The sequence below is a fragment of the Glycomyces sp. NPDC049804 genome, assembly GCF_040674615.1.
Lineage (GTDB): Bacteria > Actinomycetota > Actinomycetes > Mycobacteriales > Micromonosporaceae > Glycomyces > Glycomyces niveus.
Map to the genome: position 1 here is coordinate 31,499 of NZ_JBFAMQ010000003.1, position 24,108 is coordinate 55,606.

Consider the following 24,108-nt stretch of genomic DNA (forward strand, 5'->3'; position numbering starts at 1 on the left):
ACGTGTCATCCCCGAACGGATGCGTTGCGGCCGTTTGTCTGATATGCACCGATCACTGGTCTACGATCCGCCCTATGAGCGACGATCCATACTGGAACTCCGGCCAGGACGAGCCCTCCGGCCGCTTCTCCGGCGGCGACCCCCTCGTCACCGACACCTTCGAACGCTGGTGGCACGCCTCCATGGACGTCGTCCAGCGCTCCTGGCGCACCGTCGGCCTCATCCTCCTCATCGGCGTCGTCCTCCCGCGCTGGGTCGTCGGCGCCTACAACAACACCGTGCGCACCCCCGACCTCGACATGACCCGCACCGAATGGGGCACCGTCGTCAGCGAGTACAGCCCCGGCGTCGCCGTCGGCGTCATCGGCGCGCTCCTCTCCCTCGCCGCCCTCTACGTCGCCGGCTCCGCCGCGCTCGCCGCCGTGCGCACCGCCGCCGCCGAGGCCGCGGGCGGCTTCCTCGCCCTCGGCGAGGCCTTCTCCTTCGGCTTCAGGCGCGGCGGCACGTTCTTCCTGTGGCTCCTGCTCGCCTGGCTCACCGTCGCCGTCGGCCTCGTCCTCTGCGTCCTGCCCGGCCTGTGGGCGATCTTCGCGCTCAGCCTCATGGCCCCCGCCGCCGTCTTCGAAGCCCGCCGCAGCCCCTACGCCCGCTCCATCCAGCTCACGCACTCGGCGTTCTGGCCCGCCCTGGGCCGCATCATCATCGTCGTGCTCGTCGCCGTCGCCGCGAACCTCGTCATCGCGCTCATCGGCGCGCTCCTGGCCGGGCTCTGGCACGGCGTCTTCGCGCCGTGGCTCGCCACCGTCCTCACCGTCCTCACCGAGGCGGTCATGGCCCTGCTGCTGCTCGTGCCGATGATCTGGATCGTCGCCGCGTCCCTGTGCTCCTACGCCTGGCTGCGCGGCCGCACCGAATCGGTCTCCGCCACCTCGCTCTCGGCCGAGGCCGCGGGCGTCGCCATCGACCCGGCCGAACCCGGCGAACCCGGCCATCCCATGCCGAACGAGTAGACCGCACGACCGAGGCCCGGGCTCGCGCCCGGGCCCTCTTGGTCTTCACCACTTGTTTCGCGCCCCGGATTGGCACTCTCAAGGCGAGAGTGCTATACCTGGATCTGGCACTCGCGGCTGGCGAGTGCTAAACGCGATGAGGTGGTCGAGCCTCCAGAGGTTCACCGTCGCGGGAATGCCGCCTCACCGTCGACCACGAACGTTATCCGAAAGGAAGCCATCGACCATGGCGAAGATGATCGCATTCGACGAGGAGGCTCGCCGCGGGCTCGAGCGAGGCATGAACACCCTCGCCGAAGCCGTCAAGGTGACCCTCGGCCCGAAGGGCCGCAACGTGGTGCTCGACAAGAAGTGGGGCGCCCCGACGATCACCAACGACGGTGTCTCCGTCGCCAAGGAGATCGAGCTCGAAGACCCGTACGAGCGCATCGGCGCCGAACTGGTCAAGGAAGTCGCCAAGAAGACCGACGACGTCGCGGGTGACGGCACCACCACCGCCACCGTGCTCGCCCAGGCCCTCGTCAAGGAAGGCCTCCGCGCGGTCGCCGCCGGCGCCAACCCGATCGCCATCAAGAAGGGCATCGAGAAGGCCGTCGCCGCCGTCGTCGAGCACCTCCAGTCCACCTCCACCGAGGTCGAGACCGAGGAGCAGATCGCCTCCACCGCTTCGATCTCCGCCGGCGACGTCACCGTCGGCGCCATCATCGCCGAGGCGATGGAGAAGGTCGGCAAGGAAGGCGTCATCACCGTCGAGGAGTCGAACACCTTCGGCCTCGACCTCGAGCTCACCGAGGGCATGCGCTTCGACAAGGGCTACCTGTCCGGTTACTTCGTGACCGACCAGGACCGCATGGAGGCCGTGCTCGAGGACCCGTACATCCTCGTCGCCAACCAGAAGATCTCCGCGGTCAAGGACCTGCTCCCGACCCTGGAGAAGGTCACCCAGACCGGCAAGCCGCTCCTGATCATCGCCGAGGACGTGGACGGCGAAGCCCTCCCGACCCTCGTCGTGAACAAGATCCGCGGCATCTTCAAGTCGGCCGCCGTCAAGGCCCCCGGCTTCGGCGACCGCCGCAAGGCCATGCTCGGCGACATCGCCATCCTCACCGGCGGCCAGGTCATCTCCGAGGAGATCGGCCTCAAGCTCGAGAACACCGACCTGTCCCTGCTGGGCCAGGCCCGCAAGGTCGTCATCACCAAGGACGACACCATCATCGTCGACGGCGGCGGCGAGGAAGAGGCGATCCAGGGCCGGATCAACCAGATCCGCGCCGAGATCGACAACTCCGACTCCGACTACGACCGCGAGAAGCTGCAGGAGCGCCTGGCGCGCCTCGCCGGCGGCGTCGCCGTCATCAAGGTCGGCGCGGCCACCGAGGTCGAGCTCAAGGAGCGCAAGCACCGCGTCGAAGACGCCGTGCGCAACGCCAAGGCCGCGGTCGAAGAGGGCATCCTCGCCGGCGGCGGCACCGCGCTGGCCCAGGCCGGCGCGATCGCGTTCGACAAGATCGAGGCCGAGGGCGACGAGGCGACCGGTGTCGAGATCGTGCGCCGCTCGCTCGGCGCGCCGCTGCGCGCCATCGCCGAGAACGCCGGCCTCGAAGGCGGCGTCGTGGTGGAGAAGGTCCGCGACCTGCCCACCGGCCACGGCCTGAACGCCGCGACCGGCGAGTACGTGGACATGCTCGCCGCGGGCATCCCCGACCCGACCAAGGTCACCCGCTCGGCGCTGCAGAACGCCGCGTCGATCGCCGCGCTGTTCCTGACCACCGAGGCCGTCGTCGCCGACGCCCCGGAGAAGGAGTCCGCCGGCGGCGCGCCCGACATGGGCGGCATGGGCGGCATGATGTAAGCAGCCCTTTTCAGGGTCGCTTGCTCAGGCCGACTGAGTACTGCGAGGGAGGACCGCTCACTGTATCGTGAGTGGTTCTCCCTTTCTCTGTACTGGCTGCAGTGCAGACGGCGTAGCCCGCTGCGCGAGCGCGGCGTACCGCCCCCTCCAGGGGCGGTATGCCGCGTCTGGACGCGCGTCCCTGCACTCTTTCGGGTGACACATCTCCTTACGACGGTAAGCACCGGGGTTTCCTGTCGGACCCCGCGACACGCTTGAGCAGGGGACGCCCCCCTGGGAGGGCGGTGGACCGCCCGGAGCCGGGACGCCGCTCGAACCGGCTGCGCCCCAGCGGATTCCAGCCCTTCACAGACCGTCCGGGCCGGGCTACCCTGAGGCCGTGCCCCCCGCACCCCGCAGCGAGAACCGCCTCGCGGCCGCCGTCTTCCTCGCGGTCGCCCTCCTCGGCCTGGGCGCCGCCGCGTTCCTCGCCGGCATCACCGCCGAGAGCCGCGCCCCCGACCCCCCGACCGGCGACACGACCACCGCCTTCGCGCCCCCCGCCCACCGCGACACCGGCCCCGCCGTCCTCGTCTGCCCCGCCGACCCCGAGACCTTCGCCGCCGCCAACGAAGGCGTCAACTACAACGACCGCATCAAGAACGAGCAGCACTACGAAGCCTGCCTCGCCGGCGGCCACCACGACCTCGCCGCCGCCATCGCCGCCGCCGCACCCGACGCCCGCATCCTCGTCCTCCCCGGCACCTACGACGTCGACGAGACCATCACCGTCGACGGCCGCACCGGACTCCAGATCGAAGGCCTCGGCGACACCCCCGACGACGTCCACTTCACCGCAGGATTCAACGCCGACACCGTCTTCGAAGCCCGCGCCGCCGACGGCCTCCACCTCAGCGGCATCGCCTTCGGCCAAGCCCGCGACACCGCCCTCCTCCTCACCGGCACCACCGGCGCCACCCTCGACCGCGTCGCCGCCGCCCAGACCGGCGCCTACGGCCTCCGCATCACCGACGCCGCCTCCATCGCCCTCACCGGCTGCCGCGCCGAAGCCGCCGACATCGCAGGCATCGCCCTCGACGGCGTCGACGGCGCCGTCACCGGCTGCGAAGCCACCGGCAACCTCGTCGGCCTCCTCGCCACCGGCGGCGACGCCCTCGACCTCACCGAGAACCGCCTCCACGCCAACACCACCGGCCTCGCCGTCACCGGCCACGACATCGACGTCACCGCCAACCTCGTGCACGGCAACAACACCGACCACTACGACCGCCTCGGCACCCCCGCCTGCGGCCCCCTCGCCGACCGCGACTGGACCGCCGGCATCTGCCCCGGCCGCACCTACCCCTCCGGCATCGGCATCCTCATCACCGACGGCGTCGACATCGACGTCACCGAGAACCGCCTCTGGAACCAGCAGTACGCCGCCATCGCCACCTGGGGCAGCCCCGGCCTCGAAGGCGACGGCGGCGACCGCAACCGCTTCACCGCCAACACCTTCGGCGTCCGCGACGACGGCCAGCGCCAGCGCAACCGCCTCGACCTGTGGTGGGACGGCGTCGGCGCCGGGAACTGCTTCGCCGAGCCCGACGCGTTCCGCACCGCCCCCACCGCCCTGCCCGCCTGCGGCGTCGTCTCCGAGCCCTCCCGCCTCCTCGCCGACCCGCTGCGCGCGGCGAAGCTGTGGCAGTGCGGCATCGGCGACACCGCCGCGGGCGTCCCGGCCGGCTGCGACTGGCTCGGGGCGCGGTTCACCGACCGGCTCGAGTTCCAGGCCGCGGTGGCGTTCGCGGCCGGGCTGCTGTTCCTCACCGGCGCGGGCTGGCTGGCCGCGGCCCGCACCGACGACCCGCCGCGGGCGGGCCGGATGACGTTCTCCGCCTTGGCGACCGGCGCGGGCGGGCTGCTGCTCGTGCTCGCCGTCTGGTCGGGCCGGGCCGACTACGAGGCGCTGGCGGTCGGCCTGTGGGGGTTCGGGTGGATCCTGGCGGGGCGGTCGTGGCGGCAGTGCGGGATGCCGGTGTTCGGGCTGTTCACGGGTTTCATCGGGGCGACGGCGGTGCTCGACGCGATCGACCGGGCGGTGTGGACGGTGCCGTTCGCTCCGGTCTCCCCGGCGTGGTGCTGGCTCGTTCTGCTTCCCTTGTGGACGCTGGTGGCGCTGGGGCTGGCGTTCGGTCCGCGCCGCCGCGAGCCCGAGCGGCCCCCGGTGGAGCGCACGCCGGTGACGGCGCCGTCGCACGACCGCTTCGACTGGTGACGCTCGGTCGCGTAACCTTGCTCCATGACTTGGACCTGGAAGCTCGAAGACGCCGACGGCAATGCGATCGACACCCCCGACAGCGACCTGGGCAGCCAGGGCGACGCGGAGTCGTGGCTGGGCGAGCGGTGGCGCGACTTCGCCGACCAGGGCGCGACGGCCGCGATCCTGCTCGAGGACGGCCGCCAGGTCTACCGCATGGAGCTCTCTCCGGCCGAGGAATAGCGGCGCCGCGGCGGGTGCCCCGCCGCTCGCGCGTCGCCGCGTGCGGCCGGCCCGTAATAGGCTGGGCGGCGTGACCGACGCTGGCTCCCTCACTCTGACCGCGACCCGCGCGAAGGCCGGGCTCGACGCCCGGCGCGGGATCGTGCGCCTCCACCCCGAGGCCCTGACCGCGCTCGGCCTGCGTCCGGGGGACGCGGTCGAGGTGACGGGGCGGCGCGCGACGGCCGCGATCGCGCTGGCCGCGGACCGGTACGCGTCCCGGCGGGCGCTGTACGCCGACGATCTGACGCTGGGGAACATCGGTGCGCGCGACGGCGACCCGGTGCGGCTCGCGCCGGTCGACCTCGTGGCGGCGGACCGTGTGGTGCTGTCGGGTCCGGCGTCGGCGGTGGCCGTGGTGGACCCCGACACGCTGCGGCTGGCGCTGCTGTCGAAGGTCGTGGGCGAGGGCGACGACGTGTCGCTGCTGCCGATCGAGTTGGGGGACGCGCAGCGCGAGATCGTCGCGGCGACCCGCCGCACCCTCAACAACACGCTCGGGATCGGCTGGACCACGATGGTGCTCAACGTGGTCGAGGCCAGTCCGGCCCATGGCGCGATGGTCACTTCGGACACGCGCGTGGAGTGGGCGTCGGGGGTGCCGGCCGCCGTCGAGCTGCCGCTCGAGTCCGGCCGGGTCGCGAACCGGGGCCGCGCCCCGATGCCCGCGTCGTACGCGGCCGGGGAGGTCGCCGAGGTCCGTCCGCGCGCCGAGGCCGCGGGCCCGGTGCGGGCGCGGCCCGAGGCGCAGCCGGGTGTCGCGCCGATCCCGTACGAGGAGCTGGCCGGGGCGAAGATCCCCGCCGAGGAGCTGCGGGAGCTGCTCGACCTCGGTTTCAACCACCGCGAGGTGCTCAAGGTGGTGGGCACGGACATGGCGCTGGGCGTCCTGGTCTCGGGTCCGTCGGGCACGGGCAAGGCCACCGTGGTCCGCTCGGTCGCGGCCGCGGTCGGCGCGCGCGTCAGCGAGGTCTCCGGGCATGACCTGGCCGCGCTCGAGGCGAACGCGGCGGCCGACCGGCTCCGCGCGGCCGTCGCCGCCCTGGACGTCCCGGGCGTGCTGCTGGTGCGCGGCGTCGAGGCGATCGCGCCGGCGGGGAAGCGGACGTCGTTGGGCACCATGTTCGCCCGGCTCGTGGACGAGGTCCTGGAAGCGCCGGGCGAGCACGCCGTGGTGTGCACGACCGCGCGCGTGGAGGACGTCGACACGGCGCTGCGCTCGCGGCTCGAGCACGAGGTCGTGGTGCCGATGCCGGACGCCGACGCCCGCCGGGACCTCCTCGTCTACTTCACGCGCGGCATGAAGGTCGCCGAGGACGTGAAGCTGGAGTCGGTGGCGCACCGCGCGCCCGGTTACGTCGCCTCCGACCTGGCGGTGATGGTCCGCGAGGCGGGCGTGCGGGCCGCCATGCGCGCCAAGGACGGCGGCGCGACCGCCCTGCAGGTGACGGACTTCGACGGCGCGCTCGAATCGGTGCGGCCCACGAGCATGTCGGGCGACGCGGTCGAGCTCGGCGGGCTCACCCTCGCCGACGTGGGCGGCATGGAGGACCTGAAGCAGACCCTCACCGAGACGGTGCTGTGGCCGCTGACCTACCCGGACGCGTTCACGCGCCTGGGCATCGAGGCCCCGCGCGGCATCCTCCTCTATGGGCCGCCCGGGTGCGGGAAGACGTACATCGTGCGGGCGGTCGCGGGCGAGGGCCACGCGAACGTCCTGAGCGTCAAGGGATCCGAGCTGCTGAACAAGTGGGTGGGCGAGTCGGAGAAGAACGTGCGCGAGCTGTTCCGCCGCGCCCGCCAGGCCAGCCCCACCCTCATGTTCTTCGACGAGCTCGACGCCCTCGCGCCGGTGCGCGGGGCCGGGACCGACGGCGGCACCGCCGACCGCGTGGTCGCCGCCCTCCTCACCGAGCTCGACGGCGCCGAGTCCCTGCGCGACGTCGTCGTCGTGGGCGCCACGAACCGCCCCGACATGATCGACCCGGCGCTGCTGCGCCCCGGCCGCCTCGAACGGCTCGTGTACGTGCCGCCGCCCGACTCCCAGGGCCGCGCGGACATCCTGCGCGCCAACGCGAAGAACGTCCCGTTCGCCGACGACGTGAACCTCGACGAGGTCGCCGACGAACTGTGGCTCTACTCGGCCGCCGACTGCGCCGCGCTCGTGCGCGAGGCCGCGCTCACCGCGATGCGCGAATCCCTCGACGCCAGCATCGTCACCGCTGCCCATGTGGCGCAGGCGATGGAGCGCGTCCGCCCCAGCCTCGACCCCGAGCAGCTCGAATACCTCGAGAACTACGCGGGCAACCGCGAGGGCTGACCGGTCGGCGCTCCGTCGGCGCGGAGGGCCGCGCGGCCCCGAGGTTCGCCGCGTTTCGCCTCGTCACCGCGCAGCGGGGCGGTGAGGTCGATACCACGTGTTACCATCAGGCGCATGAAACGTGCGCACAATATTCTCCTCGAGGACTCCACATGGGCGAAGGCGGCCGCCAGCGGCAACGCCTCCGCCTTCATCGCCGACGCCATCGAAGCCGAGTACCGCCGCCGGGTCGACGAGGACACCGATGTCGTGATGCGGCACTTCACCGAATCCGGGGCCGGCGCGCAGTGGGCGCAATTCGCCGCCGGGCAGACCGGTCTCGCGCCGGAGGCCTTCGGTTCATGAGTGTCCGCCCCGGGCAGGTCTACGCGTTCCCTCGGCCGATGGGCAACCCCGACCAGCTGCTCGTCGTGCTCTCCGACGAACGGTCGAACCTGCGCACCGGGTACGCCGTCGCCTGTCCATTCGCCGAAACCGGCGCTGTCGGAGGAAGCGAGGCGGGATCGCTCTTCCATTCGCTCAGCCCGTCCCCCGGCTTCATCGCCTGGCCGGTGGCGATATCGGTGCTGACCTCATCGTGCGTCGATCTCCGAGGAGAGGTCGAAGCCGGGACGCTTGCGGCCGCGCGAGCCGCGACGGCAGCCCGCTTCACGGACTGACGCCGTCGGCGGCGCGGCAGGGGCCGGTCGACCGGGTCTCGGCCGACGAGGAGGACGTGGAGCGCGCCGAGTTCACCGACCTGCGCGACCGCATGGAGGGGCTGCAGCGGCGGCTGGAGGAGATCCGGGCGATCCCGCTCGAGCGCCCCGGCGGTCCCGCCGCGCCCGTGCCCGAGTCCCGCGCCGCGCCCGGCGCGCGGCGGTGACGGCGCACCGCTTCGTCCGCTGTTCCCCCATTGTTGGTGCGGCCGTTACCGACACGCACTAGCCTGCGCGGTGGCGCGCCAGCGCGGCCCGCCGCACCCCGCCCGGGAGGGAAGCCCATGCGACTGACGCGACTGCTGCCCGCGAGGCTGCGCCGCCGCCTCCGCGCCGCCGTGCCCCGCGACGCCCACGGGCCGCTCCCGGCCTCCGCGGAGTTCCTGCACGTCATCGCCACCCGGCACGGCATCGGCGTGTTCGACGAGCAGTGGTTCGCCTACCGGCAGCTCCTGCTCGAGCAGCTCACACTCGCCTCGCTCGACGCCCAGTCCCACCGCGACTTCGTGTGGTACATCGCGATCGACCGCGACATGCCGCCCGAGGCGCGGCGGCGGCTCGACGCGCTCGCCGCCGCGCGGCCGTGGATCCACTTGGCCGAGACCGAGCTCAAACGCGACTTCGTCCCCGACCTCGTCGCCTGGACCCGCGAGGAGGCCCGCGCCCGCGGCAAGGGCTGGGCGCTGACCACGCGCCTGGACGACGACGACGCGGTCCACCGCGACCTCGTCGGCCGCCTCCACGAAGCCGCCGCCGCGTACCTCGCCGAAGGCCGCGCCGCGCCCGCGATCCTCTCGCCCACGTTGGGCTGCAACTGGGTCCCGGCGGAGGCAGCGGGGCACCGCACCTACCACCACAGCCCCTCGATCGGCCTCAGCCTCCTCGAGCCCGCCGCGCGGGCGCTCAGCGTCTACCGCCGCAACCACTCCACCCTCGCCCAGAAGCTCGTGCCCACCGGCGTGAGCGTCAGGCACATCGACGGCGAGACCATGTGGTGGCTCTACGCCCACACGGGCCTGTCCGACCAGCAGCGCGAAGGCTCCGAGCGGATGTCCAAAGTGGCTGACCATCCGAACGCGGTCGCACTGGACGCCGACGCGCTCGCCGAATTCGGGATCACCGCCGAGGGCCTGCGGCTGCTGCGGCGCACGCCCGAGCCGCAGCCGCACGAGACGCTGCACCTGCTCAACCGGCGCGGCCTCGACGTCGAGCAGGAGATCCACGACCTGCGCGAGGCCATGTCGCGCGGCGGCGACGGCGACGCGGCGCTGCGCGAGAAGATCACGCGCCTGCACGCCGAGCGCCGCCGCATGCACGAGCGGCTGATCCGCTGAGTCGCGGCCGTCCTAGGAGAGCTTCTTCTGGTAGACGTTCTCGTGGCAGACGAGCCGGTAGCCGACCGATTCGTTGATGGCGATCATGTGCTCGTTCGACACGGCGTTCCCGGTCCACACGTAGCGCATCTTCGGCCGCCACCGGCGGACCGCGCGCTGGTTCGCGATCTTCAGGAGCGTGCCGAGCCGGTGGCCGCGGAATCGCGGGTCGACGATCGTGTCGCCTTGGTGGCAGTGCTCCTCGGCACCGGCTTCGATGACGATCTCGGTGAACCCGGCGACCTCGCCGGTCTCCTTGCGCACGGCCGCCGCATGGAGGTGCAGTTCGCCGCGCAACCGGCGCATGTCGGCCCAGCCGCGGATGCGCTCGCGGTCGATGGCCGCCTCCTGGAGGTCCCACTCGCCCAACGGCATGTCGGTGTACATGCGTCCGTGGAGGTACGCGATGCCGTCGATGATCCGCTCGGGCGGCAGGCCCGTGAACGGCACGATGTCGAAGTCCGCGGCCTTCGCCGAAGCCTGGTCCCAGAGCCGGTCGAGTGCTGATTCGTCCACGGTGTCGAGGTCGACCGCGCGGATCGCGCAGCCCAGGGACATGGTGTAGCCCTTGCCGACCGCCCACGCGGGGCCGACCGCGCTGATGCCGGGCGCGCCGCCGCCGGGCATCGGCAGCCACGTCGAGATCGCGCTCCGGCCCTCTTCGACGGCGCGCTCCTCCAAGTGGCGCAGCAGGGCCGAGCCGACGCCGCGGCGTCGCTCGTCCGGGTGCACGCCCAGTTCGAAGTACACCGCGTGCGCGTTGTCCAGCAGCGGCAGCGCGAGGTCGAGATGGCCGAGGACCCGTCCGTCGCAGACGGCGATCCAGCGTTCCCCCCGGGAGTCGCCCCGGCTCACCAGGATCGAGGCGATCACGTGCGCGGGATTGAGGGGCCTGGTGCCGACGTGGTCGTGCGCGTCGATCGCCTCCATCACCGCGAGGCGGGCCCGGACTTGCGCGGTGTCGCCCGGATCGAGCGGCACGATGTCGAAATGCGTCATGGCCCGAGTCTGGCGGAGGCCCCTGCCACAGGCAAGCGCATTGCGCGCGCATTCGCGCGGAAAGGTTTGGGGGAGCGGCGATCCGGGTAAGCATGCACCGGGGGACGGGCCGCAGGCGCAGGCGAGACCTGTCGCGCGCACTAGGGGGATTGGTCGGGAGACCGCAGTTCCTGACACCGGCTGGCGCTGCTCGACACGTTCTAGCCCCAGGACTCGCAGTCAACCGGGTGAGTGGCGACAGGACGTCTGCGGCCTCCCGCAAGAAGAATTCTTGCTTATTCAGTGAATAGGGTCAAGACCCGACGAGCGATCAATTTCTGTCGGGTACCCGACACATCACTTCACAACGGTCACACTGAGTGATAATTTCAGGAGTTCGGAAAGCGTTTTACAAGTCCACTTTCCGCAATCACCCACTCCACTCAGGACTCCAGAAGTCCCGCTTCCTTCGCCGCCTTCAACGAAGGCTTCACCGTGTGCGTCGGCCCCACCAGGGACGACACCGCATCGAGGGTTTTCAGTCCTTCACCGGTGTTGTAAATGACGGTCTCGGCCTCCGGGTCCAACTGTCCGGACTCCAGAAGCTTACGGAGCGTAGCGACGACCACGCCGCCGGCCGTTTCAGCGAACACGCCCGTCGTCGAGGCGAGCAGCCGCACGCCCTCGCGGATCTCGTCGTCGGTCACCTTCGCCATCCCGCCGCCCGTCGAGCGGCACGCCTCGATCGCGTAAGGCCCCGCCGCCGGGTCGCCGATGTTGAGGCTCTTCGCGATGCCCGTCGGCTTCACCGGGGTGATCACATCGGTGCCCTCGGCGAACGCGTCCGCGATCGGGCTGCACCCGGCCGACTGCGCGCCGAACACCCGCACCTTGCCCGGCTCGGTCAGGCCGATCTCCGCCGACTCCTCGAACGCCTTGTGGATCTTCGTCAGCAGCTCGCCGGACGCCATCGGCACCACGACCTGCTCCGGCAGCCGCCAGCCCAGCTGCTCGGCCACCTCGTACCCGAGCGTCTTCGAGCCCTCGGCGTAGTACGGGCGGATGTTGACGTTCACGAACGCCGTCGACTCGAAGTCGTCCGTCTCCGTCAGCTCCGAGCACAGCCGGTTCACGTCGTCGTACGAGCCCTGCACCGCCACCAGCGTGCCGCCGTAGATCGCCGACTGCACGATCTTCCCCGGCTCCAGGTCGTGCGGGATGAACACGATCGACGGGACGCCCGCGCGCGCCGCGTGCGCGGCCACCGAGTTCGCCAGGTTCCCCGTCGAAGCGCACGCGAACCGGTCGAAGCCGAGCTTGATCGCGGCCGAGACCGCGGTCGACACCACGCGGTCCTTGAACGAGTGGGTGGGGTTCGCCGAGTCGTCCTTCACCCAGAGCTTGCGCATCCCCAGGGCCTTCGCCAGGTGCGTCGCGTCGATGAGCGGGGTCAGGCCCGGGTTCAGGCTCACCCGGTCCTCGGGGTGGACGCCGACCGGCAGCAGCGGCGCGTACCGCCAGATGTTCTGCGGACCGGCCTCGATCTGCTCGCGCGTGACCTTCGCCAGCTCCGCGAGGTCGTAGTCGACCTCGAGCGGGCCGAAGCACTGCCAACAGGCGTGCTGGGCGACCAGGTCGTAGGTGGCGTTGCAGTTGCGGCAGACCAGGCCCTTGGCCGGGCTGTCTGCGAAAAGCGCATTGGACATACGAGAAGGCTCCTCCCTCATCTTCCCCGCGCAGCGGGCCGGAATTGGCACCTGCCGCCCGCCCAGGCGGGCGGACCGGTGGTTGCCGCAGCGTCGCAGGGCCGGACCCCTCAGCTGCTCTGGATGAAGTACGAGGCGAATGCTACGGGTGTGCAAGCCCCACCCGCAACCGGTGTTCCAAGTTTCGAGATGGCCCCGCCCTCCCGCCGATCCGCCCGCCGCGCCGCGCCGCCCCAGGTCAAGGCAGACCGAAGCCCCGCACCCCGCCCGCGCGGTGTCCGTGATCTGTCAGGAGCTCAACGCGCCCGGCGCGTCGCGAGCCACACCGCCCGCGCGTCCGCCGTGCCCGCCACGTCGTGCACCCGCACGCCCCACGCGCCCGCCTCGAACGCCAGCAGCGAGGTCGCCAGCGTCGCCGCCTCCCGCTGCCCCACCGGGCGCGGCTTCCCGCTCTCGTCCTCCAGGAGCTTCCCCAGGTACGACTTCCGCGAGGACCCGAACAGCACCGGATACCCCAGCGCCACGAACTCGTCCAGGTGCGCCGAGAGCCGCCAGTTGTGCTCCGCCGACTTCGCGAACCCCAGCCCCGGGTCCAGGATCAGCCGCGAGCGGTCCACACCGGAGTCCAAGGCCGCCTCGACCCGGTCCTCCAGCTCGGCCTTCACATCGGCGACCACGTTCTCGTAGTGCTGCAGCCGCTGCATGTCCGCCGAATGCCCCCGCCAGTGCATGAGCACCCACCGCACGCCCGTATCCGCCACGACCCGCGCCATGTCCGGGTCGGCCAGGCCGCCCGACACGTCGTTCACCACGCTCGCCCCGGCCGCGACCGCCGCCGCGGCCACCGCCGCCCGCGTCGTGTCGATCGAGACGGCAAGGCCCCGTTCGGACAGCGCCGCCACCACGTCCACCACGCGCGCGATCTCCGTCGCCGCGTCCACCCGGTCCGCGCCCGGCCGCGTCGACTCGCCGCCCACGTCGATGATGTCGGCACCCTCGGCCGCCATCTGCTCGCCGTGCGCCACCGCGTCGCCGAAGTCGAGATACCGCCCGCCGTCGGAGAACGAGTCGGGCGTGACATTGAGGACGCCCATGATCTCGGGCCGGGCCGGCTCCTGCGGTGCGCTCAACTCTGGCGGTGTGGTCACGGCATCGACGTTACCCGGGCCCGGTGCGCGAACGCCTCGCATTAAGCGAGGTCCGTGAGGTCCAGCACGTGCCAGACCAGCAGCTCGCCCGTCCCCGTCGACCACCACAGCGACCGCGCGTCCGCACCCGTCTCGCCCGCGCTCGACGCCACCAGGTACGCGGCGTCCTCCTGGAGGTCGAACAGCGTCACCGTCGTCCCGTCCCCGGTGGCCGCCTTGGACTCCGCGAGCGGCTCGAACCGGTCGACGAGCCCCACGTCCGGCGACACGGCCGACGTGAACCCCTCCGCCACGGTCACCCGCTCGCTCCCGTCTGGACGGACGAGGTCCACCCGCGCCCCGTCCTCGGCGTTCACGATCAGACGGCACCACGTCGCCGAGCACAGCGTCAGCTCGTCCGACCCGGAGAACACCCTGAGCCCTGCGCCCGTGTCGGTGCGCACGAGCCGCGCCCCGCCGAGCGAGTCCGACCCGGCGCTGGCGAGCCACGGCCACGCCGCGGCCTGCCACGCGCCGCGGTGGCCCACGACCTCGACCTCGCCCCCCTCGACGCCGACGGACCGGTGCTCGGTGACGAGCGCTTCGCCGCGCGCGGTGGCGAGCCAGTGCAGGCCCTCGGCGGCGAACTGGAGGTCGAAGGCGGACCCGGCGGTGATCACGTCGCCGGTGTCGGCGGTGAGCAGCGCGGCCTCGCCGGGCCGGCCGTCCGCGTCCCGTTCGGCGGTCCACAGTTCGGAGACGACCCTGCCCTGGGCGTCGGGCACGGACTGGAGCCAGGCGATGCGCTCCTCGGTGGCGGCCACGGCGACCACGCCGGGGACGCCGCCGGGCGCGGCCACGACTTCGACCGCCGCTTCGCCGTCGGCGGGCTGCTCCACATAGAGCAGGTCCCCGGCGTCGTCGGTGCCCAGGAGCGCGCTCGAGTCCCGGTCGGTCTCGAGGACGGCGAGGGGCGTCCAGGCCCGGCCGTCGATGAGGCCGGGCAGGTCGACGGGGGCGGCGTCCCAGGTCTCCCACACGGTCGGCGCGGCCGCGGGGACCTCGGCGGCCTCGGGCCGGTCGGGGGAGGGCCAGGCGAGCCAGGCGAGGGCGAGCACGGCCGCGCCCGCGAGGGTGAGCCGCTGCGCCGCGTCGTCCATGCGCCCTGTCATCCGCCCATTCTGCTACCGGCCCGGGTGGGGGCCGCGGCTAGTCCCGCTCGCGGGACTTGTACAGGTACAGCAGGCCCGCGCCGGCGCCGACGGCGGCCGCGGTCGGCAGCGCGAGCTTCGCCGCGCGGCGCCCGCGCCGGTAGTCGAGGACGGGCCAGCCGTAGTGGCGGGCCTGGCGGGCGAGGCGCGTGTCCGGGTTGACGGCGATGGCGCGGCCGACCTTGCGCAGCATCGGCAGGTCGTTCGCCGAGTCGGAGTAGGCGGTGCACTGCTCGAGGTTGAGGCCGCGTTCGAGGGCGAGCTGTTCGAGCCCAGAGGCCTTCGCGGGGCCGTGCATGAGGTCGCCGACGAGGCGGCCGGTGTAGCAGCCGTCCTCGATCTCGGCGATGGTGCCGAGCGCCCCGGTGAGGCCCAGGCGCGAGGCGAGGACGCCCGCGAGCTCGACCGGACTGGCCGTCACGAGCCAGACCTCCTGGTCGGCTTCGAGGTGGCGTTCGGCGAGGCGGCGCACGGGCGCGAGGATGCGCGGGGAGATGTCGCGGTCGACGACCTCTTCGCAGAGCTTGCGCATCTCGTCGACGGGGAAGCCGGCGACGAGTTCGAGCGCGGAGGACTTCACCGAGGAGATGTGGCCGTGGTTCTCGGCGCCGAACTTGAAGCGGGCCTGCTTCCACGCGAAGCTGAGGATGTCGCGGCCGGAGAGCACGCCGTGCTTGGCGAGCGCGCGGGCGAGCCAGTACGTGGACGCGCCGTGCATGAGGGTGTTGTCGACGTCGAAGAAGGCGGCGGTGGGGAGGTGGGCGAGCTCGTCGCCGCCCGGTGCGGCGGGTTCGACGACGACGGCATGGGTCGGCGAGGAACCGCCGGCCCGAACGGTTCGTGGACGGGGTGTGGCGGAGGCGCTGGAGGAAGCCTCGATCTCAGACACTCTAAAAGCCTACAAGCCTCAGGCAGACGCCCTGTAACGCCAGGACGCGAGCCCGGTGAATTTCCAGTGTGGCCCTGGTTATATGGGCGCCTTGCGGTGTGATGGGAACCGCTGCACCGCGGTGAGCGGTTTGGCCCGGACCGGTCCCCGCGCGAAGCGGGCCGGTCCCGGCGGCGGCCGCCGCCCGCGCCCCTCTCGGGCGGCGCCGGCGCCGCGGCCCCTCGTGCTGTCGTACCCCCGCGCCGCCCGGGGCGGGTGGGGTCGGGGACGGTGTTCGGCCTGCAGCAGCTCATGCGGCGGGCCGGGAAGCCTCGGCTCCCCGGCCCGTTACTCCACACCTTGCACATCTGCGGCTCAGCGTTCGCCGAGGCCGCATCTGCTCGGCCGACATCGGCCGTGTGAGGCGTACCCCGAAGGGCGCCTTGTCATTCGCCGAAGAGGTCCGAGATGATCCCCGTCAGCTCGCCGAGGACGTCCTCGTCCTCGGTCGGGTCGGTCGGCTCGCCGGTGGTCGCCGGGTCGGTCGCGCCGCCCGTGGCCGGGTCCGTCGCCGGCTCCTCGGCGCCGTCGGCGGTCTCGCCGCCCGTCGCGGGCTCGGAGGCGCCGTCGGCTTCACCCGTGGCCTCGCCGCCGCCGGTCTCGGCCGCACCGGTCTCGGCGCCTTCGCTGCCGCCCGGTTCGACCGGGGCGGTCGCGTCGACGGCGTCCTTGGCGCAGCTGCCGGGGAGCGGACCGAGCTCGTCGGTCTCGCCGCCCGCCTCGGTGCAGTCGAGCGCGCCGCGCAGCTCCACCGAGCGGACCGCGGCGGCCTCGAGCACCGCGACGAGTTCCTCGCCCGCGGTCAGGGCCTCGCCGTCGAGCTCGGCCACCAGGTCCTCCAGCACCCAGCGGTGCTCGTTCGTGAACAGGTCCACGTAGTCGAGCGGGGCCGGGTCCCCGTGCTCCACGGCGATCTCGCCCAGCAGCGACGTGCCGCTGCGCAGTTCCCCGGCGGCGTCGCCGAGCGCGCTCGCGACCGCGGCGTCGTCGCCGACGACCTCGGCGGCCTCCTGGATGCGCGTGCGCGCGAACTCCAGGTACAGCTGCGCCCGCCCGAGGTCGTTGCCCGCCAACGCGAGCTGCGCCTTCTCGGTGGAGCGCTTGACGCCGTACAGCGTCTCGCCCGGCAGCGCGTCGCCCGAGGCCGCGGAGACCCCGGAGACGGCGACGGTGCCGGTGAGCAGGGCCGCGACGATCGCGAGGCGGCGCCCGCCGCGCGGGCGGCGCGGGAACATGTCGTCGAGCACGGGGGCGCGAGTGGTCTCGGGCACGGCGGCGCTGGCGCGGGCCCGCGCGGTGACGCCGATGCCCTCTTCCGCGGCGACGGCCATGAGCCGCCGCCTGGTCGCGTCCTGCCAGTGCTGCGACGGCCGGCTGGCGGCCATGAGCTGGCCGCCGAGGCCGCCGAGCCGTTCGGTGACGCCGACGAGTTCGGCGAACGCTTCTGATGACGCGTCCGGTGTGTCAGCGTTGCGGCGCTGGTGAGGGAGGGCGGGGTCCTCGGAGTCAAGCAGCCGTGCGAATTCCTCCGCGCGGCGGCGCTCCATAGGGTTCAAAGTCACCGGGCACACCCCCTCTCACTGCATGGATCCTGCTCCTGTACTGAGAACAACGCACGAGTAGCCCCTGAGGTTACGGTTCGCCGAGAACCTTGCGACGCGGACCACTTTGTCCGCCTCGCGGCTCGGTTGCACGGCGACAGAGGGCCGGTGTACGGCCCTGACCTGGCAGTGTCGGTCCGGCCCGGCGGTGCCGGGCGGATCGCTGATGACGGGTTCGCGGGTCGATCCCCGCGGAGACGGGTTCTTGTCGTGTTTCCGACAGCAGCCTGAGCCGTCGGTGGAAGGGAAGGAGGTGGAGAAGGGATCGGAAACGCCTACTTCAGCCTCGGAAGCCGTCCGGCAGCAGCCGCGCGAGGGTGCGCACGGCCCGGTACTGGAGGGCCTTGACCGCGCCTTCGTTCTTGCCCATGGTGCGGGCGGTCTCGGCGACGGTGAACCCCTGGAGGAACCGCAGGACGATGCATTCCTGCTGGTCGGGGTTGAGCTTCTTGACCGCGGTGAGGAGGGTGGCGTTGGTGAGCTTCTCCAGCGCGGCGGTCTCGGGCGAGGTGGACGGGTCGGTCTCGGGGGAGTCGGACCCCAGGACGTCGGGTTTGACGATCTCGAGCCGGTAGCGGCCCGACTTGAAGTGGTCGACGACCAGGTTCCGCGCGATCGTCACCAGCCACGCCCCGAAGGCCCGGCCCTGCCAGCTGAAGCTGGAGATGCGCCGCAGCGCGCGCAGGAACGTCTCGGAGGCGAGGTCCTCGGCCAGCTGGGCGTTGTTCACGCGGAAGTAGATGTAGCGGTAGACGGTCTCGCTGTAGCGGTCGTAGATCTCGCCGAACGCGCTCGGGTCGCCGTCCTGCGCCCGCGCCACCAGGTCGGCGACCTCGTCGCCGTCCACCTGGTCGGTGCTCGGGTCGTGCTGGCCGGGCCCGGCGGCCTCGGTGGCGCCGCCCGCGCCGGCGCCGCCGCCGGAGCGCACGTGGTGCTGCTCGGCGGTGCCGGTGTCGAGGCTGAGGACCGTCCAGACGGCCTGCCGGAGCCGCTCGAAGGTCGGGGCGGGCAGCCGCGTCAGCGTCTCGACGAGGGCGCTGCCGTTGAGGTAAGGGGCGAAATCTGCGTTGAGCATCGCGGTGTTGCGGTTCGCGTAGGGCGTCACCATCGCTGGTGCAATACCGGGCACTAGTGGCCTCCTCGTGTGAGGGGTCGGGCCGAGTCATGCGATCGGGTCCCGCAGGGACTGACCCGCCTGAGTCTAGAAATCAGGAGGGCCGCCGACGCGTATTTGCGTTCGGCGTGTCGCGTTCGGTGACGGCTTGGCGACGGGCGATGTCGGCGTTCGCCCGGCGCACCGACGTACCCTTCTTCGCGGGGGCGGAATCCCACCATTACCTCCCCAAATGTTTGGAGGTCCGCGTGCGCGGACCGGTTCTGGCTCAATAGTGATCGAGGAATGACGGAGGGTGTCGCACAACTTGTGCGATCTTGCGTTCCGGGGATGGAGCAGGGTGAACAGACTGACGCTGTTGACTACAAGGGATTGCCACCTGTGCGGTGCGGCGCGCGCCGACCTCGACCGCGTGGCCCGCGAGACGGGCGCCGCGTGGGCCGAGATCGACGTCGTCGACGACGCTGCGTTGGCGCGCGAATACGGGGACCGCCTGCCGGTGGTGCTGCTCGACGGCCGCGAGCACTCCTACTGGGACGTGGACGTCCCGCGCCTCAAGCGCGATCTCGAGGCTTCCTCGAATTCGTGATCCCGGGGACGACGCGCCGAAAAACTGTGATTTGCGGGCATCCGCGGCTTTTTAGGGCAAAATCGATCCGGACGGCGGCTCGCCGGGAGACACCGGGTCTCGGTACAGCTGGGCTTCGCCCAGTGATACGGGGGTGTACCGCACCGGTCCCGCGAGCCGCCGAGTCGCACCCGGCCCCGCCGCCGGACCCCCGCCGCCCGCCCCGATCAGGAGCCCGGTCCGAGTTAGCACCGCCTCTGCGAGCTCCCGCACCACTCACCTCCTAAGCTGGGTTGCGCGCCGGTGAACGGCGCGCGAAGGAACTAGCGGACCTGGAGTTCCACCATTGACGACCACCGGCGAAGGCGCAGGTGCAGCAGGCGCGGCCGAGCCTGAACCGAGCGCCGCCCCCGCGGCCACGGCCGCCGACCTCCCGGCGGCCACGGTCAGGCGCCTGCCCGAGTACCTGCGGGCGCTGAGCTCCCTGGGCGAGTCCGGCGTCGAGACCGTCTCCTCCGAGACCCTCGCGGCCGCCACCGGCGTCAACTCGGCGATGCTCCGCAAGGACCTCTCCCAGCTCGGGGCCTCCGGGATGCGCGGCATCGGCTACAACGTGGCCGCCCTCGCCGCCTACATCGCGGGTGTGCTCGGACTCACGAAAGACTCCCGCGTGGCGATCATCGGCCTGGGCCACCTGGGCCAGGCGCTGGCCCGGTACCCCGGATTCTCCGAACGGGGGTTCGACATCGTTGGCCTCTTCGACGCCGACCCGGGCATCATTGGGAAGGACTTGGACGGGATCCGGGTGCGCGACGTCGCGCTCCTCGCCGGCGCGGTACGTGACGAGGGCATCAACATAGGGGTCATCGCCACACCGGGCGCGGCCGCCCAACACGTGGCCGACCTCCTCGTAGATGCTGGTGTCACAAGCATTCTCAACTTCGCGCCGTGCGTCCTCGCCGTGCCGCAGGGCGTGGTGGTCCGCAAGGTCGACCTGGCCGTCGAGCTGCAGATCCTCTCGTTCCACGAGCACCGCAAGACCATCGGCCAGGCGAACGCAGCGATGTGACGGAAACGGCCGAGAGACGGGAACGGTGAAGTGAACCTCCTGGTAGTGGGCATCTCGCACCGCAGTGCCGCGGTGGAGACCCTGGAACGGCTCGCGGTGGGCCCCGACGCCGCCGCCGACCTCTCGCGCGCGCTCCTGCGCGGCGGCGAGGTCCGCGAGGCCGTGGTGCTCTCGACCTGCAACCGCGTCGAGGTGTACGCCACCGCCGCCACGTTCCACGGGGGCCTGTCCGCGATCGTCGACGAGCTCCACCGCGTGTGGGGCCTCGGCGAGGCGGACGCCGACCTGGACTTCGCCTCCTGCGGGTACGTGCGCCACGGCGCCGACGCCGCCGCCCACGCCTTCCGCGTCGCCGCCGGGCTCGACTCGATGGTCGCCGGCGAGCCGCAGATCCTCGGCCAGCTGCGCGACGCCTACGACACCGCCCGCGAGGCCGACCAGGTCGGCCGCCACCTGCACGAGCTGTTCCAGCAGGCCCTGCGCGTCGGGAAGCGGATCCACGCCGAGACCGACGTGGACGCCGCCGCGCCCTCGGTCGTCACCGCCGCCCTCGAGCTCGCCGAGCGCTCGCTCGTCCAGTCCGGGTTCGTCGGCCTCGCCCAGGCCCGCGCCGCCGTCGTCGGCGCCGGCGCCATGGGCAGCCTCGCCACCGCCACCCTCGCCCGCTCGGGCGTCAAGTCCCTCAAGGTCGCCAACCGCGACCGCGAGAAGGCCGAGCGCCTCGCCGCCGTCTGGGACGCCGAGGCCGCCGACTACGACGACCTGACCTCCCTCGCCGCACAGGTGGACCTGCTGGTGTGCGCGACCGCCTCGCCCGAGCCGGTCCTGCGCGCCGAGCACCTCGCCGGGCGCACCGCGCCGCTCGTCGTGTGCGACCTGGCCCTGCCCAAGGACGTCGCCGAAGCGGTCTCCCGCCTCGAGCACGTGCACGTCGTCGACATCGCCGAGATCCAGCGCGCGAACGCCGCCGGCGCCGCCGCCGACACGCTCGCCGAGGTCGAGGCCCTGCTCGCCGAGGAGATCGCGGCCTACAACGAGGCGCTGCGCGCCGACGCCGTCACCCCCACGGTCGCCGCCCTGCGCGCCGCGGCCGCCGACATCGTCGACGCCGAGCTCGCCCGCGTCGCCCGCCGCGGCGACTTCACCGACGACCAGCGCGCCGAAGTGGCCCGCACCGTCCACCGCGTGGTCCAGCGGCTCCTGCACGAGCCCACCGTGCGCGTGCGCGAGCTCGCCGGGCAGCCCGGCGCGCCCGACTACGCCCGCGCCCTGCGCGACCTGTTCGCGCTCGACGCGGCCGCCGTCGCCGAACCGCAGACCGGCGACCTCGCCGACGCCCTCAAGATCAACCCCGTCGCGACCGACGCGCTCGGCGCCGACGGCACCCTCGGCACCGCCCCATAGCCGCCCGGAGCGTCTTCGCCGCGCCGGCCTTAGGAAGGGAAAGACCTGTGATCCGAGTCGGGACCAGGGGATCGAAGCTCGCGCTCGCCCAGAGCGGCATGATCGCGGACGAGATAGCGCGCCTCTCGGGGGAGCAGGTCGAACTCGTCGAGATCAAGACCACAGGGGACGGCACGACGGTGCCGGTCGCCCAGCTCGGCGTCGGCGTCTTCGTCAACCAGCTGCGCGAGGCGCTCGAGCGCGAGGACATCGACATCGCCGTCCACTCCTACAAGGACCTGCCCACGGCCCAGCCCGAGCACCTCGTCATCGCGGTGCCCCCGCGCGAGGACCCGCGCGACGTGCTCGTCGCCTCCGGCGGTCGCACCCTCGCCGACCTGGGCCCCGGCGCGAAGATCGGCACCGGCTCGCCCCGGCGCATCGCGCAGCTCAACGCCATGGGCCGCGGCTTCGAGTGCGTGCCGATCCGCGGCAACATCGACACCCGCATCGCCCGCATCCACGACGACCTCGATGGGGTGATCCTCGCGGCCGCGGGCATCAAGCGCATCGGGCGGCAGGCGGAGATCACGGAATACCTGGACCCGCTAGTGATGCTTCCCGCCCCAGCACAAGGGGCATTGGCGGTCGAATGCCGCAAAGCCGACATGACATCTGCGCGGATCTCAAGTAAGCTCAACGACCGGTACGCACAGGCCGCCGTCGCCGCCGAGCGCGCCCTTCTCCAACGACTCGAAGCCGGATGCAGCGCACCCGTCGCCGCACTCGCCGATGTCGCCGAAGGCGCCTCGCCAGACGAGGTCGACCTGTATCTGCGGGGGGCCGTCGGTGCCGAGGACGGCTCCGTCATCGAGCGGCTCTCGACCACCGCCGCTCTCCCCGACACTGGCGATGCGGGCGCCGCCGACCTGGCCGCCCGGGCCGCCGCCGTGGGGCGAGCGCTGGCCGAGGACCTCCTCGAGGCCGGTGCCGAGCAACTATTGAAGTAGACCCAGCTCTAGACGACTGTTGATGGAGAGAACATGACCAGTGCCCGTAAGCCGGTGGGCCGCGTGCGTTTCGTCGGGACCGGCCCAGGCGACCCGGGACTGCTGACCAAGCGCGCCCTCGACGCGATCCGCGAGGCCGACCGGGTCTACTACGACCGGTCCCTCCCGCAGTCGCTCATCGAGACCGCCAAGGAGCTCAACGGGGACGACTCCCGGATCAAGCTCATCGAGTCCTCCCCGAGCGACCAGGGCAAGCTCATGGCCGCCGCCGCGCGCGAAGGCGAGAACATCGCCCGCCTCATCGTCGGCGACGCCTACCCGAACCGGCTCGCCAAGGCCGAGATCAAGGCCGCCAGCGCCGAGCAGGCCCGCTTCGAGGTCATCCCGGGCATGAGCCACGCGCAGGCCGTCGCCGTGTACGCGGGCATGCCGCCCGGGGAGATCCGCACGGTCATCGACATCGACGACATCGCCTCCATCGAGCCGCTCATGATCGCCGACGCGATCAAGCGCGGCAGCCTCACCGTCACCGCCGACGTCTCCGACCTGTCGTCCCTGCGCGACATCCTGCTCGCGGGCGGCGTCTCCGGCGAGACCGCCGTGGCCGTCACCGGCGACGCGACCGGCGAGACCGAGTACACCACCACGTCCTCGGTGGACACCTTCGTGGAGGCCGCGCTCGGCTACGCCGGGCAGGTCGTGCTCACCATCGGCCCCGGCGTCGACGACCGCCACGAGCTCGCCTGGTGGGAGGGCCGCCCGCTCTACGGCTGGAAGGTCCTCATCCCCCGCACCAAGGAGCAGGCCGGCATCATGTCCGAGCGCCTGCGCGCCTACGGCGCCATCCCGTGCGAGGTCCCGACCATCGCCGTCGAACCGCCCCGCACCCCCGCCCAGATGGAGCGGGCCATCAAGGGCCTCGTCGACGGCCGCTACGCCTGGATCGTCTTCACCAGCCAGAACTCCGTGAAGGCCATCTGGGAGAAGTTCAAGGAGCACGGCCTCGACGCCCGCGCCTTCGGCGGCCTGCGCATCGCCTGCATCGGCGAGGCCACCGCGGACGCGGTGCGCGAGTTCGGCATCGAGCCCGAGCTCATCCCCACCGGCCAGCAGTCCTCCGAAGGCCTCCTCGAGGTCTTCCCGCCGCACGACCCGATCCTCGACATGGTCGGCCGGGTCCTGCTCCCGCGCGCGGACATCGCCACCGAGACCCTCGTGTCGGGCCTGACCGAGCGCGGCTGGGAGGTCGACGACGTCACCGCCTACCGCACCGTGCGCGCCTCGCCGCCCGCCGCGGACATCCGCGACGCCATCAAGTCCGGCGGCTTCGACGCGGTCCTGTTCACCTCGTCCTCCACCGTGCGCAACCTCGTCGGCATCGCCGGCAAGCCGCACCAGCGCACCGTCGTCGCCTGCATCGGCCCGGCCACCGCGGACACCGCGACCGAGTTCGGCCTGCGCGTCGACGCCAAGCCCGACAACGCCTCCGTCCCGGACCTCATCGAGGCCCTCGCGGAGTACGCCATGGAGCTCAAGCAGCGCCTGGCCGAAGGCCCGATCAAGACCCGCCGGGGCCAGAAGATCCAGGGCCCGACCGCCCTGCGGTTCCGTTGAGAAAGACGACGATTTAAGGAAGTGG

General features: G+C 72.2%; 21 protein-coding genes and 1 riboswitch. Of the genes, 14 read left to right on the forward strand and 7 right to left on the reverse strand.

From position 1 onward, the window contains the following. Positions 1-74 precede the first annotated feature (74 nt). The 9 genes from AB0K52_RS04855 (at position 75) to AB0K52_RS04895 (ending at position 9,735) form a co-directional block, all read left to right on the forward strand. Positions 75-1,010 carry a hypothetical protein gene (locus AB0K52_RS04855; protein ID WP_363526255.1) on the forward strand — a complete coding sequence of 312 codons (936 nt, stop codon included), beginning with the start codon at positions 75-77 and terminating at the stop codon, positions 1,008-1,010. 226 nt (positions 1,011-1,236) lie between these two features. Further along, complete coding sequence (groL, locus tag AB0K52_RS04860; protein ID WP_205326103.1) at positions 1,237-2,862, forward strand: chaperonin GroEL; 1,626 nt, start codon at positions 1,237-1,239, stop codon at positions 2,860-2,862. A 379-nt stretch (positions 2,863-3,241) separates the two neighbouring features. Continuing rightward, the gene (locus AB0K52_RS04865; protein ID WP_363526258.1) at positions 3,242-5,119 is read left to right on the forward strand and encodes a right-handed parallel beta-helix repeat-containing protein; all 1,878 of its coding nucleotides are present in this window, start codon (positions 3,242-3,244) and stop codon (positions 5,117-5,119) included. Positions 5,120-5,143: 24 nt separating this feature from the next. Next, on the forward strand, positions 5,144-5,344 hold the full coding sequence (locus AB0K52_RS04870; protein WP_208498749.1) for a hypothetical protein: 201 nt from the start codon (positions 5,144-5,146) through the stop codon (positions 5,342-5,344). 70 nt (positions 5,345-5,414) lie between these two features. Beyond that, positions 5,415-7,703 carry an AAA family ATPase gene (locus AB0K52_RS04875; protein WP_363526261.1) on the forward strand — a complete coding sequence of 763 codons (2,289 nt, stop codon included), beginning with the start codon at positions 5,415-5,417 and terminating at the stop codon, positions 7,701-7,703. Between the two features lie 114 nt (positions 7,704-7,817). Beyond that, entirely contained in the window at positions 7,818-8,048 is a 231-nt protein-coding gene (locus AB0K52_RS04880) for a hypothetical protein (protein ID WP_363526264.1), read from the forward strand. A gap of 38 nt (positions 8,049-8,086) precedes the next feature. Further along, positions 8,087-8,362, forward strand: a complete 276-nt coding sequence (locus AB0K52_RS04885; protein ID WP_363526267.1) for a hypothetical protein — start codon at positions 8,087-8,089, stop codon at positions 8,360-8,362. Positions 8,363-8,418: 56 nt separating this feature from the next. Continuing rightward, positions 8,419-8,568, forward strand: a complete 150-nt coding sequence (locus AB0K52_RS04890; RefSeq protein ID WP_363526270.1) for a hypothetical protein — start codon at positions 8,419-8,421, stop codon at positions 8,566-8,568. Positions 8,569-8,685: 117 nt separating this feature from the next. Beyond that, positions 8,686-9,735 carry a glycosyltransferase gene (locus AB0K52_RS04895; protein ID WP_363526273.1) on the forward strand — a complete coding sequence of 350 codons (1,050 nt, stop codon included), beginning with the start codon at positions 8,686-8,688 and terminating at the stop codon, positions 9,733-9,735. A gap of 12 nt (positions 9,736-9,747) precedes the next feature. Here AB0K52_RS04895 and AB0K52_RS04900 read toward each other — a convergent pair whose 3' ends face one another. From AB0K52_RS04900 to AB0K52_RS04930, 7 genes are all read right to left on the reverse strand, one after another. After that, the gene (locus AB0K52_RS04900; protein ID WP_363526275.1) at positions 9,748-10,773 is read right to left on the reverse strand and encodes a GNAT family N-acetyltransferase; all 1,026 of its coding nucleotides are present in this window, start codon (positions 10,771-10,773) and stop codon (positions 9,748-9,750) included. A 422-nt stretch (positions 10,774-11,195) separates the two neighbouring features. Beyond that, entirely contained in the window at positions 11,196-12,458 is a 1,263-nt protein-coding gene (gene thrC, locus AB0K52_RS04905) for a threonine synthase (protein WP_363526278.1), read from the reverse strand. A 14-nt stretch (positions 12,459-12,472) separates the two neighbouring features. Next, a riboswitch (SAM riboswitch) is annotated at positions 12,473-12,588 on the reverse strand. A 166-nt stretch (positions 12,589-12,754) separates the two neighbouring features. Beyond that, positions 12,755-13,552, reverse strand: coding sequence for a dihydropteroate synthase (gene folP, locus AB0K52_RS04910; RefSeq protein ID WP_363527188.1), 798 nt, complete (start codon positions 13,550-13,552; stop codon positions 12,755-12,757). A 95-nt stretch (positions 13,553-13,647) separates the two neighbouring features. Next, complete coding sequence (locus AB0K52_RS04915; RefSeq protein ID WP_363526281.1) at positions 13,648-14,757, reverse strand: hypothetical protein; 1,110 nt, start codon at positions 14,755-14,757, stop codon at positions 13,648-13,650. A 37-nt stretch (positions 14,758-14,794) separates the two neighbouring features. After that, positions 14,795-15,685, reverse strand: coding sequence for an HAD-IB family hydrolase (locus tag AB0K52_RS04920; protein ID WP_363526284.1), 891 nt, complete (start codon positions 15,683-15,685; stop codon positions 14,795-14,797). 425 nt (positions 15,686-16,110) lie between these two features. Further along, positions 16,111-17,286, reverse strand: coding sequence for a DUF5667 domain-containing protein (locus AB0K52_RS04925; RefSeq protein WP_363526287.1), 1,176 nt, complete (start codon positions 17,284-17,286; stop codon positions 16,111-16,113). A 319-nt stretch (positions 17,287-17,605) separates the two neighbouring features. Continuing rightward, the gene (locus tag AB0K52_RS04930) at positions 17,606-18,433 is read right to left on the reverse strand and encodes an ECF subfamily RNA polymerase sigma factor, BldN family (RefSeq protein ID WP_363526290.1); all 828 of its coding nucleotides are present in this window, start codon (positions 18,431-18,433) and stop codon (positions 17,606-17,608) included. 346 nt (positions 18,434-18,779) lie between these two features. On the opposite strand from AB0K52_RS04930, the gene AB0K52_RS04935 reads away from it, so the two are divergent. The 5 genes from AB0K52_RS04935 (at position 18,780) to AB0K52_RS04955 (ending at position 24,083) form a co-directional block, all read left to right on the forward strand. Continuing rightward, positions 18,780-19,028 carry a glutaredoxin family protein gene (locus AB0K52_RS04935; protein ID WP_363526293.1) on the forward strand — a complete coding sequence of 83 codons (249 nt, stop codon included), beginning with the start codon at positions 18,780-18,782 and terminating at the stop codon, positions 19,026-19,028. Positions 19,029-19,353: 325 nt separating this feature from the next. Beyond that, the gene (locus AB0K52_RS04940) at positions 19,354-20,076 is read left to right on the forward strand and encodes a redox-sensing transcriptional repressor Rex (RefSeq protein WP_363526296.1); all 723 of its coding nucleotides are present in this window, start codon (positions 19,354-19,356) and stop codon (positions 20,074-20,076) included. A 30-nt stretch (positions 20,077-20,106) separates the two neighbouring features. Beyond that, positions 20,107-21,480, forward strand: a complete 1,374-nt coding sequence (locus AB0K52_RS04945) for a glutamyl-tRNA reductase (RefSeq protein ID WP_363526299.1) — start codon at positions 20,107-20,109, stop codon at positions 21,478-21,480. Positions 21,481-21,527: 47 nt separating this feature from the next. Beyond that, a complete protein-coding gene (gene hemC / locus AB0K52_RS04950) occupies positions 21,528-22,469 on the forward strand; it encodes a hydroxymethylbilane synthase (RefSeq protein WP_363526302.1) in 942 nt (313 codons plus the stop codon). A 33-nt stretch (positions 22,470-22,502) separates the two neighbouring features. Further along, a complete protein-coding gene (locus AB0K52_RS04955; protein ID WP_208498763.1) occupies positions 22,503-24,083 on the forward strand; it encodes a uroporphyrinogen-III synthase in 1,581 nt (526 codons plus the stop codon). The last annotated feature ends 25 nt before the right edge of the window (positions 24,084-24,108 follow it).

Excerpts from the sequence above, each read along its gene's own strand:
- AB0K52_RS04930 (WP_363526290.1), bottom strand. The coding sequence starts at position 18,433 with ATGGTGACGCCCTACGCGAACCGCAACACCGCGATGCTCAACGCAGAT.
- AB0K52_RS04955 (WP_208498763.1), top strand. The coding sequence starts at position 22,503 with ATGACCAGTGCCCGTAAGCCGGTGGGCCGCGTGCGTTTCGTCGGGACC.
- folP (WP_363527188.1), bottom strand. The coding sequence starts at position 13,552 with ATGGGCGTCCTCAATGTCACGCCCGACTCGTTCTCCGACGGCGGGCGG.
- AB0K52_RS04885 (WP_363526267.1), top strand. The coding sequence starts at position 8,087 with ATGGGCAACCCCGACCAGCTGCTCGTCGTGCTCTCCGACGAACGGTCG.
- AB0K52_RS04895 (WP_363526273.1), top strand. The coding sequence starts at position 8,686 with ATGCGACTGACGCGACTGCTGCCCGCGAGGCTGCGCCGCCGCCTCCGC.
- AB0K52_RS04880 (WP_363526264.1), top strand. The coding sequence starts at position 7,818 with ATGAAACGTGCGCACAATATTCTCCTCGAGGACTCCACATGGGCGAAG.
- AB0K52_RS04855 (WP_363526255.1), top strand. The coding sequence starts at position 75 with ATGAGCGACGATCCATACTGGAACTCCGGCCAGGACGAGCCCTCCGGC.
- thrC (WP_363526278.1), bottom strand. The coding sequence starts at position 12,458 with ATGTCCAATGCGCTTTTCGCAGACAGCCCGGCCAAGGGCCTGGTCTGC.
- AB0K52_RS04870 (WP_208498749.1), top strand. The coding sequence starts at position 5,144 with ATGACTTGGACCTGGAAGCTCGAAGACGCCGACGGCAATGCGATCGAC.
- groL (WP_205326103.1), top strand. The coding sequence starts at position 1,237 with ATGGCGAAGATGATCGCATTCGACGAGGAGGCTCGCCGCGGGCTCGAG.
- AB0K52_RS04915 (WP_363526281.1), bottom strand. The coding sequence starts at position 14,757 with ATGACAGGGCGCATGGACGACGCGGCGCAGCGGCTCACCCTCGCGGGC.
- AB0K52_RS04900 (WP_363526275.1), bottom strand. The coding sequence starts at position 10,773 with ATGACGCATTTCGACATCGTGCCGCTCGATCCGGGCGACACCGCGCAA.